The organism is Salinivibrio sp. EAGSL, assembly GCF_013366455.1.
GTDB lineage: Bacteria > Pseudomonadota > Gammaproteobacteria > Enterobacterales > Vibrionaceae > Salinivibrio > Salinivibrio costicola.
In genome coordinates this window covers 29,902-44,198 of the sequence record NZ_JABWMG010000007.1, presented here as the reverse complement: position 1 = coordinate 44,198, position 14,297 = coordinate 29,902, and the positions used below count along the sequence as shown (strand labels likewise).

13 protein-coding genes and 1 pseudogene are annotated in these 14,297 nt (G+C 48.9%); 11 read left to right on the top strand and 3 right to left on the bottom strand.

Going from position 1 to position 14,297, the window contains the following annotated elements; genetic code table 11:
* Nucleotide 1: 1 nt before the first annotated feature.
* Genes HLG76_RS05800 through HLG76_RS05775 form a run of 6 tightly spaced genes read left to right on the top strand, consistent with a single transcriptional unit; the run spans nucleotide 2 to nucleotide 4,851 of the window.
* Entirely contained in the window at nucleotides 2–1,261 is a 1,260-nt protein-coding gene (locus tag HLG76_RS05800) for an NAD(P)/FAD-dependent oxidoreductase (protein WP_037367761.1), read from the top strand.
* Nucleotides 1,258–2,004 carry a DUF1365 domain-containing protein gene (locus HLG76_RS05795; protein ID WP_198532308.1) on the top strand — a complete coding sequence of 249 codons (747 nt, stop codon included), beginning with the start codon at nucleotides 1,258–1,260 and terminating at the stop codon, nucleotides 2,002–2,004. The genes HLG76_RS05800 and HLG76_RS05795 overlap by 4 nt, the downstream gene beginning before the upstream one ends.
* A 2-nt stretch (nucleotides 2,005–2,006) precedes the next feature.
* Entirely contained in the window at nucleotides 2,007–3,248 is a 1,242-nt protein-coding gene (locus tag HLG76_RS05790) for a cyclopropane-fatty-acyl-phospholipid synthase family protein (RefSeq protein ID WP_025744576.1), read from the top strand.
* 3 nt (nucleotides 3,249–3,251) lie between these two features.
* Nucleotides 3,252–3,770, top strand: coding sequence for a DUF2878 domain-containing protein (locus HLG76_RS05785; protein WP_175993260.1), 519 nt, complete (start codon nucleotides 3,252–3,254; stop codon nucleotides 3,768–3,770).
* Complete coding sequence (locus HLG76_RS05780; RefSeq protein ID WP_108743657.1) at nucleotides 3,767–4,306, top strand: hypothetical protein; 540 nt, start codon at nucleotides 3,767–3,769, stop codon at nucleotides 4,304–4,306. The genes HLG76_RS05785 and HLG76_RS05780 overlap by 4 nt, the downstream gene beginning before the upstream one ends.
* A gap of 53 nt (nucleotides 4,307–4,359) precedes the next feature.
* Nucleotides 4,360–4,851, top strand: coding sequence for a DUF3833 domain-containing protein (locus tag HLG76_RS05775; RefSeq protein ID WP_051503302.1), 492 nt, complete (start codon nucleotides 4,360–4,362; stop codon nucleotides 4,849–4,851).
* 14 nt (nucleotides 4,852–4,865) lie between these two features.
* On the opposite strand, the gene HLG76_RS05770 is transcribed toward HLG76_RS05775, so the two are convergent.
* Nucleotides 4,866–6,497, bottom strand: coding sequence for a DUF2813 domain-containing protein (locus HLG76_RS05770; protein WP_077460742.1), 1,632 nt, complete (start codon nucleotides 6,495–6,497; stop codon nucleotides 4,866–4,868).
* Nucleotides 6,498–6,709: 212 nt separating this feature from the next.
* Here HLG76_RS05770 and HLG76_RS05765 point away from each other — a divergent pair, with 212 nt between their 5' ends.
* Nucleotides 6,710–7,627: a LysR family transcriptional regulator gene (locus HLG76_RS05765; protein ID WP_025744581.1), complete on the top strand. Its 918-nt coding sequence runs from the start codon at nucleotides 6,710–6,712 to the stop codon at nucleotides 7,625–7,627.
* A gap of 53 nt (nucleotides 7,628–7,680) precedes the next feature.
* Here the strand turns inward: HLG76_RS05765 and HLG76_RS05760 are convergent.
* Nucleotides 7,681–10,373 (bottom strand): annotated as a pseudogene (locus HLG76_RS05760) (bifunctional acetate--CoA ligase family protein/GNAT family N-acetyltransferase).
* A 285-nt stretch (nucleotides 10,374–10,658) separates the two neighbouring features.
* Here HLG76_RS05760 and HLG76_RS05755 point away from each other — a divergent pair.
* Both HLG76_RS05755 and HLG76_RS05750 read left to right on the top strand, forming a co-directional pair.
* Entirely contained in the window at nucleotides 10,659–11,165 is a 507-nt protein-coding gene (locus HLG76_RS05755; protein WP_077460744.1) for an SPOR domain-containing protein, read from the top strand.
* A 178-nt stretch (nucleotides 11,166–11,343) separates the two neighbouring features.
* Complete coding sequence (locus tag HLG76_RS05750) at nucleotides 11,344–12,348, top strand: D-alanine--D-alanine ligase (RefSeq protein ID WP_077669197.1); 1,005 nt, start codon at nucleotides 11,344–11,346, stop codon at nucleotides 12,346–12,348.
* Here the strand turns inward: HLG76_RS05750 and HLG76_RS05745 are convergent, their stop codons facing one another.
* Nucleotides 12,349–13,302, bottom strand: coding sequence for a tyrosine-type recombinase/integrase (locus tag HLG76_RS05745; RefSeq protein ID WP_175993259.1), 954 nt, complete (start codon nucleotides 13,300–13,302; stop codon nucleotides 12,349–12,351).
* 209 nt (nucleotides 13,303–13,511) lie between these two features.
* On the opposite strand from HLG76_RS05745, the gene HLG76_RS05740 reads away from it, so the two are divergent.
* Entirely contained in the window at nucleotides 13,512–13,880 is a 369-nt protein-coding gene (locus HLG76_RS05740; RefSeq protein ID WP_077669199.1) for a DUF3319 domain-containing protein, read from the top strand.
* Nucleotides 13,881–13,948: 68 nt separating this feature from the next.
* Complete coding sequence (gene yciH, locus HLG76_RS05735) at nucleotides 13,949–14,272, top strand: stress response translation initiation inhibitor YciH (protein ID WP_077460748.1); 324 nt, start codon at nucleotides 13,949–13,951, stop codon at nucleotides 14,270–14,272.
* The last annotated feature ends 25 nt before the right edge of the window (nucleotides 14,273–14,297 follow it).

Genomic DNA, 14,297 nt, shown 5'->3' with positions numbered 1-14,297 from the left:
CATGAAAATTGCCATTATTGGTTCGGGCATTGCCGGGTTAACGTGCGCCCATTACCTTAACAAACAACATGATATTCAGTTATTTGAAGCGAATGACTACCTCGGTGGTCACACGGCGACCGTTGATATTGAGGTCGAAAGTGGTCAATACGCGATTGATACCGGCTTTATCGTCTTTAATGACAGAACTTATCCAAATTATGAGCGCTTGCTCAATGACATCGGGGTTGGACGTCAGCCTTCACAAATGAGTTTTAGTGTGCGCAACGATGCAAACGGCTTAGAATATAACGGCCACAGCTTGTCGTCGTTGTTTGCGCAAAAACGCAATATCGTTAATGTACGTTTTTATCGCTTTCTAGCCGAAATCATGCGCTTTAATCGTCTCGCACGTGACGCGTACGCAGCGAAAGATAGTGCCTCGTCTTCATCATTGAATACCTTAGGGGATTTCCTTAACCAACATGGATTCAGTGATTATTTTTGTCAAAACTATATCTTACCGATGGGTGCGGCCATTTGGTCGTCAACGCTGTCGGATATGCGTGGATTTCCATTAGCCTTTTTCCTACGGTTTTTCCAAAATCATGGTTTGTTAGATGTAACGAATCGACCGCAGTGGTATGTGATACCAGGTGGCTCACGCGAATACGTGAAAAAACTGACACCGGCTTTTGCCGATAAAATTCATCTCAATACGCCGGTAAAACAGGTTCGACGTGATCAAGGCGCGGTCTATGTCACCACGGATAAGGGCGAGCAGGTGTTTGATCAGGTGGTATTCGCGTGTCATAGCGATCAAGCGCTTGCTATGTTAGCCGATCCCAGTGATGCAGAGCGTGACGTTCTCGGCGCCATCCCTTATCAAGATAATGAAGTGGTGCTACATACGGATACCTCTCTGTTACCTAAGCGACAAGGTGCATGGGCGAGCTGGAATTATCATTTGCCCTTGTCAGAAGAAATAGACACGGATCCGGCAGCTTTGACCTACAATATGAATATATTGCAATCAATTCAGTCGCCTGAGACGTTTTGTGTCACGCTCAATCAAACACACAGAATAGAACCCAGCAAGATTTTACGTCGTTTTGTGTATGCACACCCAGTGTTTAATACCGAGAGCGTCGCAGCACAGCAAAAGCGTCATCAGATTAATGGCCAACAGCAAAGCTGGTTTTGTGGCGCGTATTGGTATAACGGTTTTCATGAAGATGGCGTTAAAAGTGCACTTGACGTGGTGGAGGGCATCAATTCGTGACTGAGTCGGTTGTAACTTTGAATAGCGGTTTGTATGTCGGCCAGGTCCGGCATCGGCGCTATACACCGATCAAACATACGTTCACGTATCCTGTTTTTATGCCGTTGATTGACCTAGACGAACTGGCATTACTGTCGTCACAGGTTACGGGGTTCCGGCTGGGTAAATGGGGCTGGGCGGCCTTTGATTATCGAGACTATTTAGATGGGCGAGAAGATACCAAAGCGGCGTGTCTTGACAAGGTATACACACTCACGGGCGAGCGCATAGAAGGAAAAGTTTATGCGCTGTGTCAGCTGCGTTATCTCGGCGTGTATTTTAGTCCGGCGAATTTTTACTACGTCTATGATCACGACAATAACTGGCGCTACGTGCTTGCAGAAGTCAGTAACACCCCTTGGGGCGAACGCCACTATTACGCGGTTCCGGCCGGTACGCGTTGGGAAAATGATAAAGCGTTTCATGTGTCGCCGTTCAATCCAATAGAACAACGCTATCATTGGCGTCTTCGTCCGCCCCGCGAGCGCGTGCACTTGCATCTTGAAGCGCACCGCGAAGCCAAGGAGTTTGACGCGACACTTGGCCTACAACGACGGCCTTTTACCTCAAAAACATTGGGTAAGTTATTGATCCGGACACCGATAGAGACAGTAAAAGTTCTCATTGGTATTTATTGGCAAGCGCTCAAACTTTGGATAAAGGGCGCACCGTTTTATCCGCACCCGGGTGCGAAGAAGGAGTAATTATGTCTGTAACGGACGTACCTCAAAGTCAACGCACATTGACGCGTAAAGAGCATTACGCGAAGCAGTTGGTTTATACGTTAATGGCACACGTCAAAGATGCTTCCATTTCGCTCGTTGATGAGCAGGGTCAGACCTTGCAGTGCGGAGATCCTCAGGCACAATTACATGCATCAGTCTTAGTCCATGATCCACGTTTTTATACTCGGATTTTGACCGGTGGCAGTATTGCAGCCGCCGAAGCTTATATTGAAGGCTGGTGGGAATCGCCCAGTCTAACCGACGTGATTCGGGTCTTTGCTCGTAATTTGCCGGCGATTGATCGGATAGAAAAGCACACGGGTTGGTTGGTGAGCCTCGGTCATAAACTGGCACATTGGCGCAATCGTAACGAGAAAGACACAGCACGCCGCAATATTGCCGCGCATTATGATCTTGGCAACGATCTGTATCGTCACTTTCTCGATGATCAAATGCTGTATTCCAGTGGAATTTATCCGGAAAAGGAAGCCTCACTAGAAGCCGCGCAAATCGAAAAAATGGATCGTCTCTGCCGACAACTGTCGCTAACGCCTGATGATCACCTGATCGAAATTGGCACAGGTTGGGGTGGCATGGCGATCTATGCCGCAAAGCATTACGGCTGTCGCGTTACTACCACCACCATCTCGGAAGAACAGCATGCTTGGGCACAGGCGTGTATTGCACGAGAGGGGTTAGATAATCAGATCACATTGCTTAAAGAGGATTACCGCGATCTGACCGGCGAGTACGACAAACTTGTCTCGATAGAGATGATTGAAGCGGTAGGCAAAGAATACCTAGATACCTTTGTGCGAAAGTGTCAGTCACTACTCAAGCCGAGTGGTTTGATGGCGATTCAAGCGATTACAATAGCGGATCAACGTTATGACCATTACAGTCGCAATGTCGATTTTATTCAAAAGCACATTTTCCCGGGAGGGTTTTTGCCCTCGGTAAACGTCTTACTTGATCACTTCACCGCCCAAACGGACTTTGTGATGCGGGATTTAAAAGACATTGGTTTGGATTACGCGCAAACGCTAGCTGACTGGCATACCCGGTTTAATCAACAAGCAGAGACCTTGCGGGAATACGGATACGACGATCGTTTTGCGCGCCTGTGGCGTTTTTATTTTTGCTATTGCGAAGGCGGCTTCAGAGAGCGAACCATCAGTGCAGTCCAGCTGTTGCTCAGTCGTCCGGCTTGGCGAGAGGCCTAAATAATGCGTTTTGTGTTGATCTCTTTATTGTTCAACGTGTACTGGTTTTCGGCGGCTATCGGGCCGCCGAGTTTACAATGGTTGATGGGAGCGATGTTACTGGCTGCGATCGCCTATGATCGTACCGTGATCGCTGGGATCTTAACCCTTGCCCCAGTAGGCATCATTGGTGACAGTGTGATGCTGTATACGCAGTGGTTAGCTGTCGACACCAGCTCACTGATCATGCCTTCTTGGCTTATTTTACTTTGGTTGGGTTTTTGCGCCTTTGCGTGGCTTATGCGTGAACTCGTGCTCGCTCGGCCAATTTGGTTGATCACATGCATTGGCAGTGTGGGGGGAGCAAGCAGTTATCTCGCGGGAGAGCGACTCGGTGCATTATCATTCCCGCAATCCTTTTGGATAACGGGCGTGGTATTACTCGGCGTTTGGGCGATATACAGTGTGTTATTCGTTGTCTTAATGCGTTGGTTACAACACAAAGTAGAGGCGCGAATGGCGGCAACAAGGGGACAACAATGACAGGATGGAAAGTACTTATTGCCAGCCTCATTCTCACCATGGCAACTTCCGTGCAAGCTGAGCAGCCAACGACCGGCGGCTCGATGGCCTGGCAGCAATGGCCCGAAGTGGGGGAAGCGACCTTTACTTGGGGCTGGTGGACGATTTATCAATCGTCATTACGCACGCCATCAGGCGATTACGAACCACCATTACCTCATGCTCTGGTGATCACGTATGCCCGTGATATTAGCGACGAGCGCTTGATGAAAGCCACTAACGACCAATGGGCGCATTTAGGTTATTCGGCTTCACAACGTGAACGCTGGCAAACTGCGCTTAATGATGCGTGGGGCGATATTGTCGAAGACGATCGACTTGCGTTTGTTCGCTACAAGGACAAAGGCGTTTTCCATTATCAATCTCAAGGGCAAGATTGGCGCACCACATTAGTGATCGATGACACAGATCTAGCCGACGCCTTTTTAGCTATCTGGTTATCAGAAAACACAGAGTACCCCGATCATCGGCGCGCATTATTAGGAGAAGCATCATGACAAAGTGGACCCGCAGTTTTAACCGGGCATGCCTTACCCTTGCAAGCGTTATCATGCTTGCTGCTTGTTCGGCGGATATCGATGATTATCAAGATCGTGAGCCGGCGTTCAACATGTTCGAGTATTTTGATGGACATACCAAAGCGTGGGGCATGGTCCAAGACTTTACAGGAGAGCAAACCCGCCGCTTCGAAGTGGATATTGAGGGAACGGTCGACGGTGACACGCTCACATTGGATGAATCGTTTATCTATGCGGATGGAGAAACCCAAACGCGCGTGTGGACGATTACGCGTCATCAAGATGGTACTTATACGGGGACGGCTGGCGATATCGTCGGCGAGGCAAGGGGTGTCGTTGCGGGTAATGCCCTGAATTGGCGCTATGATTTAGTGGTGCCTGTTGGCGAGAGTGAATACCAGTTCCACTTTGATGACTGGATGTTTCGTCAAGATGATGATCATCTCTTTAACGTGACCTCGATGCGAAAATGGGGCATTGAAGTGGGCAAAGTGACGCTGTTTTTCCAACGCGTCGAACAATAAGTGTGTTTGAGGCGTTATCCAACGCCTCTAGCTAGCCCGATGGCACGCTGAATAACCCAACGGAGCAGTTTAGGGATCGGCGTATTCAGCTCATTTTCTGTATAAGCAATAATGGCCAGGGCGGCATCGGGTTTTGCGTAGCGCTTTAACGCCTTGGCGATGATACGCTTATCGTTCATGTGCGGCTGCTGGCTCGCCACGCCAGCCATCTCGCGAAACAACGGCTCATAGCCATTGTTATATAAATAATGCTCAATATCTCTATCGGGCAGTACCGTCAGTCTTGCTCCTTCGGGCTGATGCTCGATTTGTCCTCGCGCGGTGGCTGCGTACTTCTTTCCTGCCATATCACCATCGGCGACAAGGTGCCATTCAATGCCCAGTGCCTTGGCGGTCTTGATGAGTGGCCTAAGTCCGCTTTGTGCAAACTCAATTAAATGGACACCTTCCGCTGCAAAGTCATAACCTTGTAATCGTGCAAGCTCATTAAATAGCCAGATTTCAGTTTCACCTTCAACCAATAACCAGCAGCGTGCGAACAGTGCGCTGGGACGATGAAAGCGAACGTGGAACGTGACACGCCGACGTTCATCTTGCGTCAGTAGGTGAGAAGGGACTTGATGGCTACGTGTTTCCGTGGGATGGCGTACAAGCCGGCGAATATGATCGAGCTGAACGCCAGCCAACAAATCACCGCTATTGGTGGTCAACAGTTTTTGCATGGGCATGAGTTGGATGAGCCGCCATGCCTGATTTAAAAGTGTGGGGTGTAGCCGACCTTCAGGATCTTCAAACAACATAATAGGTCGGGCATTACGTTTGAGTTGTTTCGGGCCACGCGCCCGCACAAATGCACTCAGTAACCCCATTAATACGAGCCGGCTTTGGTTGGATGTATTGGCGGCAACCGCTTCTAAGGGGTGCATTTGATTATGAGTAATCGACAGTGCGCCAGGAGCATGAATGGGGTAGGGGGCGCGGCTATGCTCGTCAGCGGCAAAATAGTGATCGAGTAGCTGACGCATTGCATGCAGACCACTTTTTATTTCCCCTTTGTTAACGTGCCCAGGCATCATTAATAAACGGCGATAGGTATTATCTAAACGTTGCTCAACCCGCGTATTGTCTTTATTGACCATTTGCCCAGGTACCCGCATACGTCGGGCATCACGTACCCTAACAACGGGGTGGATCTGCATTAAATGGCTTGCGAGCGCATCGTTGTCGACCTTTTCAATTATCTCTCCCTGACAAGACAAGAATACACGCTGTACCGACACTTTACTTTCTTGCATGGTCGCGTTCAGACAGTAATCTAAAGTTCGGCAACCGCCATTTTCACCGTTCCAGAGCGGCTTAAAACGACGATAACGGCGAGCTTTATGCTCCCCCGGAAAACTTTCCTGCCAACGGAGAATAATCTGAAATTGTTGTTCTGGTGCGACGCCAAGGGCATGGTCAACATGAAAGTCAGAGCGTTTAAACTGAGGTTTATCGCCACTGGGATGGAGTGCGAGCTCCAGTGCATCCAAAAGAGACGATTTCCCCCATGCGTTTTCGCCGATTAACACGGTGAGTTCATCGACTTGGAGTGATAGGCGCCGGATGCCACGGAAGCCTGCAATTTCTATACGGTCTAATCTCATTGTCACCTCTGTTTTAGAGTATGACACCTTGACGAAAAAGGAAACGAAATCGATGGTTATTTTGTGCTATATGCCTGATTTATCGTGACTAACACATAATGCTTCCTCTCGAGGGATTGCCCTTCGATTTACCATAGGGTGGCAAGGTAAACCCTGATATAGTGTGTAGATCTGTTACGTGCCCTTTTTAGGGTGATCATCGAGAGAAAATTATGTTGTCGTTTGAAGCCTTACACGTTCTTGATGCCATTGAGCGAAAAGGCAGTTTTGCTGCTGCCGCTGAGTCGTTGAATCGTGCGCCCTCATCGCTGAGCTATCAAGTACAGAAGCTTGAAGACGAACTTGGATTAGTGATTTTTGATCGTTCAGGCCACCGTGCGACGTTTACTGATGCCGGCCATTTATTGGTTGAGCGAGGGCGCATGTTGTTAAAAGCGGCAGATGAAATGGTGGCGGATGCTGCATCATTGGCTCACGGCTGGGAGTTGGAAATTTGTCTTGCCTACGATGGATTGTTTAAGAGTGACTTCTTTTTTCCGCTGATCGAGCGTTTAGCTAAAAAGAGTAGTACACGGCTGAAACTGTCTGAGCAAATACTAGCAGGCTGTTGGGAGGCGTTAGCACAAGAGCGCGCAGATGTACTGATTGCGCCGATCCCCGATACTGTGCCTCAAGGGATAAAAGTACAGCCGCTGGGAGAAATGAGCGCCTATTGGGTTGCTGCTCCCGACCATCCGATACATAAAGAAGCGCGCCCGGTTGAACCCGATGTTCGCGCCAAATACCGTGGCGTCGCGGTTGCTGACACGGCGCGAGGTATGCAGCCGAAAACCTATAATGTGCTGGAAAATCAACCACGCTTAACCGTCAGTTCCATGCATGACAAATATACGGCTATTTTGAATGGCCAAGGCATAGGGACGTTGCCCTGGTTTTGGGTCCAAGACGATCTCAACGCCGGACGTTTAAAACGCCTAAAAGGGGGAGAGCCGTTTCAGCTCAAGTTCGGAGTAGCCTGGAAGCGCAATCGAATGGGCAATGCTAAATCCTGGTTAGTCAGACAGTTGCCCAATTTACTTGCGCCTTACATGCAAGCAGGCGACATACCGATTAATAAGTCCTCGTCTTGAATGAAGAAGGCGCTGGATTGAATTGACCAGCTTTGGTCGCGCGTTGTCTTCGCTTACGCGTTGGATGATAACGGCAGTTGCATATCGACGATGCCATCGGCCATTTGCACATCAATACTAAAGCCGCATTTTTGTGCGAGTGCGATCATCCCTCGATTATTGGGCATGGTCATCCCGGTGATGCGTGATAGGCCGGCCTGGCGGCCATAGTTAATAATGGTGTTCATAAGCACACTGCCGAGACCAACACCTTTTAAATCAGAGCGGACTAAGACCGCAAATTCGGCGTCTGTATTTTGAGGATCGGCCAATAAACGCGCGACTCCCCAGATTTCTTCTCTCCCGGAAGATAGTTGGAACGTGGCCACTATCGCCATTTCACGGTCATAGTCAATTTGAGTCAAATTCGCCAACGCCTCATGATTTAGCTCGCCAACGTCAGAGAAAAAGCGGCGGTATAGATCCTCTTCAGACACTTTTTCGACAAAGGCCTTATGCGTTGGCTCATCTTCGGGAAGAATAGGACGCAGCAGAATGGTTTGTCCGTTTTTAAGCGTGACCGATTGCTCCAATTCTTTAGGGTAAGGCCGAATAGCTAAGCGCTTTTGTTGGCTACCCGCGTAATCTCGTAACCGCAGCGATGCATCCAAAACCGTGAGTTCCTCGCCAGCGACCAGAAGTGGGTGGATATCGAGCTCATCGACTTCCGGGCAATCAATGATCATTTGTGACAATGTCACTAAAAATTGACATAGACGCGGTACATCGATAGCAATAGGAAAGCCGCGTTGCTTGATTTTACCGCTTTTAATCGCGCCAATCACAAGATAGCGCGCCAGTGCCATATTCAGCGGCGGGATCCCGACTGCCGCATCTTTGGTGACATCCCAATCAGAGCCGCCTTCTCCGAGTAAAATGATGGTACCAAAAACGGGATCATTACTGATGGTAACGCGTAGCTCCTGGGCACCGCTCGCGGAGCCATCGACTGTATCAATAATCCTTGGATGTGGGCGTTGGGAAAAGTGACAGACACGCGATCAAGGATCGCTTGAGCGGCATTAGCGACTTCCGCTCCTGTACGTAAATTCAACATCACGCCTTGTACATCTGATTTATGACGAATATCGGAAGAGCGAAGCTTCACGGCAACAGGATAACCAACTTGTTCGGCAATTTGGGCGGCTTCTACCGCGTCGGTCGCGAGCCAGGTAGATATAACCTGCATACCATAAGCTTCTAAAAAGGGTCGTACCTCATGGGTCGTTAGGGTGAGATGCTCAATGTCTTCTGCTTGTTCGATAAACGCCCGTGCGGCCAATAAGTCATAGTCCATGAGTCCAGTCGAGGTAGGGGTTTCCATTAATTGCTTTTGGTTGCGCCTATATTCGACTAAGTGCATATAAGCAGTCACGGCGCTTTCAGGTGTTCGATAGGTTGGGAAGCCGGCATGCGTGAACGCCAGCCGGGCGACTGTGGCGTCGTCTCCCTCTCCTTGCCAATTCGTTAAAATATTAAAGCGCCGCGCGCGAGGGTTTTCTTTTAATGAATGAATGATGGCTTTGGCGGTCGCCAGTCCAGGTGCCGTGACCGATGGGGAATGCATGATCAAAACCGCGTCGGCCTCATCACTGTTTAACATGATATCTATTGCCGCTTGGTAACGCTGCGTGTCAGCATCTCCGACCAGATCAATGGGGTTCGTATGCGACCAGCTTGCAGGCAAGACCTGATTTAGGGCGTCAAGCGTTGAATCACTCAAGGTCGCTAGCTTACCCCCAGCATCCATCAGCGTGTCAACCGCCATTACTGCCGGCCCACCGCCGTTAGTGATAATCGCGAGTCGTTCTCCACGCAAAGGAACGGAGTGAGATAGCGTCTCGACCGCGGCAAATAACTCGTGCGTGTTGTTCACACGTAACATCCCAGAGCGACGGATTGCAGCATCGTAAGCGGCATCTAACCCTGTACTGGTCTGACTAAGTTGTTCAAGAGCAACGGACCCACCGCGGGTACGACCACTTTTCAATACGAGAATACGACGATTCCGGGCGGCCGCTCGCGCAGCGGAGATAAAGCGTCGTGCATCACGAATTGAATCGACGTAGAGCAAAATCGCGTCGGTTTTACTGTCGCGACACAAAAAGTCGAGTAATTCGGGGAAATCAATATCACAGGCTTCGCCCAATGAGATAAAGGTTGAAAAGCCAATACGTTTATTTCGCGCCCAGTCCAAAATAGTGGTACAGACGGCGGCCGATTGAGAGACAAAAGCAATGTTTCCTTTGTTGGCCGGCACAGGTGCAAAGGATGCGTTAAGGTTAAGCCATGGTAAAATCATGCCCAAACTATTGGGGCCAAGCACGCGCATGGTGTATCTCTCTGCCACCCGTTGCATTATCGCGTACTGACTTGTGCCGAGTGAGTCGAGCTGGCCGCGCATCCCGGCTGCGAGCACAATGACGAGCTTAACGCCTCTTTCTCCCAATTGTTCGATAAGCGCTGGCGTCGCTTCACCACGGGTACAGAGAACAGCTAAATCGGGGACAAGTGGCAGGTCCGCAATCGTTTTATACGCCAAAATGCCGGCAACCGCTTGATACTTAGGTGTGACAGGCATGATAGGGCCTTGAAATCCACCGGATTGTAAGTTGCGGGTGATAACGTAGCCTGCGCGGTCGCTGCGGTCGGACGCACCTATAACCGCAATAGATTTAGGCTTGAGGAGTTGATCGATGCCGGCCATAGTTTCCTCCGAAAAAGCGTCGCCCAGCGTCATCAACGGTGGGCACATCAATTGGTTAAGCTCTGAAGCCAGTCTATCGGTTCAGCGTTGAAATCAACGGTCTTTTTTAACGCAATGTGATCTGGGTGTGGCAGAAACTGGCTGTTACGATACACTCAAGCACGTCGTTTAACGTTCTATCTGTGAGCTATCACCGGAAACCTTATGTAACAGGTTAACTTTTGGTTGAATGGCTATTAGGTCGGGGGCACAATGAAACAAATTTGGATAACTGACAGAATCACAATGAAAAAACTGGGCTTACTTGCAGTTGCGCTGCTGCTAACAGGATGCAGTGGTGGTGGTGTGACCACTGAAATTTATAGTCAGACCATTGAGTCAACCGATACGCGCGAGACTGTGAAAACCTCGGCACCACAACCGAAAGAGCGATCTGCATCGAAAGGGCAATCCGCTTGGAAAGAGGAAGCGTCGCCAGCGCCGAAAAAACAAACCGTAAAAGCATCAAGCCAGGGCCCAGGGTATACCATTCAAATTGTGGCACTTAGCCATGATCGCGGGTTTACTGATTACGCCAAACGGCTTCCAAGTAACGAGCCACTTTGGAGCAACAAGAAAATGGTAGACGGCTTACCTTGGTATACCTTGTTGTATGGTGAATATTCATCACGAGATGCAGCGAAGCGTGCCATTAAGGCTTTACCGCAAACCATTCAGCAGTATGGTCCTTTTGTTCGTGACATCGCAGACATTAAGCGTTCATCAACGCCTGAGATGACACGCGTTAACTAGTCGAATCTCCGCGCCTGTCAATATAGAAGCTGGCTCTTGGGTCAGCTTTGAACAAACCCGCAGCAATCAAACACAAAAATACCAACAAATACGCGTCGATAGGTGAAAGCAACGTCGCATTTGACTACTATGGCGGTATATTCAGGTAACGTGTTAATGCACGTGGTGAGAGAAAATAATGACGAAACTAAACCTGCTTTTACTGTGCGGTGGCGGTGGTGCGGAGCACGATATCTCGCTCGTTTCTGCGCAGTATATTGAATCACAGCTAGCGAAGCTCCCTCGAGTCAATGTCCAAAAAGTCGAAATCACCCAAGAGGGATGGCATCTTGACGATGGTATGCGCTGTCACCTTGATACTGATGGCATGCTTTGTAGCAAGGTTGAGCATAGGCAAATTCATTATGTGATCCCTTGCTTCCATGGTTTTCCCGGCGAGACGGGGGATATTCAGTCACTACTCGAGATCACCGGCCTGCCTTACCTAGGATGCGGCCCGGAAGGTAGCCAAATTTGCTTTAATAAAATTACCTCGAAGTTGTGGTTTGATGCCCTCGGCATTCCGAACACACCCTACGTGTTTATCACCGATCAAAGTGACCAAAGCATGGCACGTGCGTCCGCCTTTTTTGCTGAGCATCAAGGTGTTTTCGTCAAAGCGGCCAGTCAAGGTTCCAGTGTAGGCTGCTATCGTGTGACTGAAGAAGAGCAGCTCTCAACATGCATTGCAGATGCGTTTACGTTTTCTGACCAAGTATTGATCGAAAAAGCGATTCAACCGCGTGAATTAGAGGTCGCCGCGTTTCAGGTTGGCGACGAAATTATTGTCACCAAGCCGGGTGAAATACGCTGTCCAGAGGGGAGTTTTTATACCTTTGAAGAGAAATACAGCGAAGGGAGTTCGAGCAATACACAGATTGAAGCACTCGACCTTAGCGAGGAACAAGTTGCCTGTATTCGCGACTATGCCCATCAAGCGTTTAAGCAACTGCGATTAAAGGACATGTCGCGCATTGACTTTTTCTTGACTGAGAACGGTACGGTACTCGTCAACGAAATTAATACCTTTCCAGGTATGACGCCCATTTCCATGTTCCCTAAATTGGTCGAACATCATGGGTTAGCATTTGATGAATATCTCGCATCACGTATCACCCATGCAACGGGACGGCGAGTAAGCTAGTTATTCCGTCAGCTTCTTATGTCGGTATCGCGCTTTAGCTTGTTCACTTGCTATCGTGTTACCGACATATTGCGCCGGCATTGCGGGGCTTTTCCAGCGGCCAAGATGCTGGATTTGTTTTATTGTCATTCCTTTATTGGCAAGTGCACGGCTTGCACCGACGCGAGGCGATTGCCCGGAAAAAGTAACGGACTCACCCAGCAAGCGACTCGCGCGTCGAAAGATCCGATAAATCGATGACGGGTCTAATACGGTCTCACCTAAATGGCCATGTTTGTTGATTCGACGAAGGAGAGGGCCATGATTCATTCCTGTTTTATCTAACCACTGGGCGACTAACATCGCTGTTTGCTCACTCAATGCTACCCGTTGATCTCTAACTATTATGAACGTTTGGGTACCTTGAGTAATCAGATCGTCTGTGGTCAGTGCGGCAAGTTCACTGCGTTTAAGCAATCCTTCATAAGAAAGTGACCATACAAGCCGATCTCTCAGATCTTGCAGTCTTTGCGAACCAGCGAGTTGTTCATTGAGTTGTATCATGTGCTGCGCGTGAAAGGGGGTGGCTTCTTTACTTTCCGGCAACTTTGCCTGAAGTAATCGAGCCATGGCGTATTTTACTTCGCGATGTTTACTGGGATCACGCTGTTGATGTAGTCGATGTACTAAGCCGACGGTGACCACGACACGACGAATCACCGATATTTTACGGTGTTGAGCCGCAAGCTCGGCAAAGCGACGCAACGTCGTTATCGCACATGGCACGGCTGTGACCCCTTGGCCGTGACAAAAATCAGCAAATACGTGCCAGTCATTACGGTAACTGAGTAATGAATTATGACTGTAAGCGCCTTGCGTTAACAATTCCCACTCATCCAAACTGACTACGCCTTGATTGAAAAGGGCCAAGCTATCGGGAATATGCTTTGGTTCAAGCGGTAAAATCTTTTTCATAACGCACTATAACTTTATATGTTTGTTGTCAGTCTAACACGCTAGAATGAAAAATATTAGACTTATGTCTCATTACACTAGACCCTAAATCCGTTAATGGCTTGGATTAATGAAATAATTCTAAGTAGGGCTGATAATAGTCTAAAACAGACTCAAGGCCGTAGTTCAATGCAACATGGCGTACACGGCTATTTGCGGGAGGAAAAAACATGACCCGACGCCTTTTTCATCGTGGTTATACGATTGAAAAGTCAGAAGGTGGCGATGAGGCCACAGAGGTTTACCGCGCTAGACTCGGGGGTAAATCGATATCTGGCAGTTTGCACAATGTGAAAAAATCAATCGAGTGGTGGGCTGACACCAGTATTCTTGTCGATCCCGCCGATTTTGATGATGAAGAGGGTGACGTATCGTCAAAAAAGCAGGTGGAAGAATATAATGGTTTTCGTATTATGAACGACGATCCAGAAAAAGATGAAAAGGGCTGGTATATGATTGTCCGAGGCAAACTGATGAAGGGGTCGCTACCAGGATTAAAGCTTTTTATTGATAAAAATGGAGAGCAGCTGCGCGGATAGTGACTGCCAACATAGGGTTGCTTTTGATAGTATCATCCTAAAATGTTCAACGAAGCAAAACTATCACCATGTCTGACGAAAACCGCTTAGTCTACTCAACAGAATCTGGAAAAATCAAAGAAACGCCCGAGAAGCCTCAACGCCCTAAAGGGGATGGCATTGTTCGTATCCAGCGCCAAACAAAAGGGCGCAAAGGTAAAGGCGTCAGCTTAGTCACTGGCTTAGACCTTGATGATGCTGAATTAAAACAGCTCGCCGCCGAACTCAAAAAAGTATGTGGTTGCGGGGGAGCCGTGAAAGATGGCGTGATTGAGATCCAAGGGGATAAGCGCGACAACATCAAAACGTACTTAGAAAAGAAAGGCCACACAGTCAAACTGGCCGGCGGGTAAAAAAAGAAAAACCAGGCAACATCTC